Raw genomic sequence first — 547 nt, forward strand, 5'->3', positions numbered from 1 at the left:
TATGAAAAAACAAAACACAATCAACAAGTTAGCTTTCAATAAAGTAGCTGTTGCAGAATTAAACGACAACCAAATGTATGACGTTGACGGTGGAACAAGCCCAACATGTCTTTTAGTAATCAGTTATTTATTAGCCAAAGCCCTAGACTAATTCTCTTATGAAAAACAAAAACACAATCAACAAGTTAGCTTTCAATAAAGTAGCTGTTGCAGAATTAAACGACAACCAAATGTATGACGTTGACGGTGGCACAAGCCCAACCTGTCTTTTAGTAATCAGTTATTTATTGGCAAAAGCCTTAGACTAATTCTCTTATGAAAAACAAAAACACAATCAACAAGTTAGCTTTTAATAAAGTAGCTGTTGCAGAATTAAACGACAACCAAATGTATGACGTTGACGGCGGCACAAGCCCAACATGTCTTTTAGTAATCAGTTATTTATTGGCAAAAGCCCTAGACTAATCCTCTTATGAAAAACAAAAACACAATCAACAAGTTAGCTTTTAATAAAGTAGCTGTTGCAGAATTAAACGACAACCAAATG

General features: G+C 34.2%; 4 protein-coding genes. All 4 read left to right on the plus strand.

Annotation, left to right across the window (positions count from 1 at the left end; all coding sequences use genetic code 11):
- The first annotated feature begins 1 nt into the window (after position 1).
- Complete coding sequence (locus tag ACHRV5_RS22380; protein WP_230004265.1) at positions 2-151, plus strand: class I lanthipeptide; 150 nt, start codon at positions 2-4, stop codon at positions 149-151.
- Positions 152-158: 7 nt separating this feature from the next.
- Positions 159-308, plus strand: coding sequence for a class I lanthipeptide (locus ACHRV5_RS22385; protein ID WP_230004263.1), 150 nt, complete (start codon positions 159-161; stop codon positions 306-308).
- A gap of 7 nt (positions 309-315) precedes the next feature.
- Complete coding sequence (locus ACHRV5_RS22390; protein WP_230004263.1) at positions 316-465, plus strand: class I lanthipeptide; 150 nt, start codon at positions 316-318, stop codon at positions 463-465.
- 7 nt (positions 466-472) lie between these two features.
- On the plus strand, positions 473-547 hold a 75-nt coding region (locus tag ACHRV5_RS22395; protein WP_395428322.1), incomplete at its 3' end, for a class I lanthipeptide.

The organism is Flavobacterium sp. FlaQc-52 (assembly GCF_044007495.1).
GTDB classification, from domain to species: Bacteria; Bacteroidota; Bacteroidia; order Flavobacteriales; family Flavobacteriaceae; genus Flavobacterium; species Flavobacterium cupriresistens.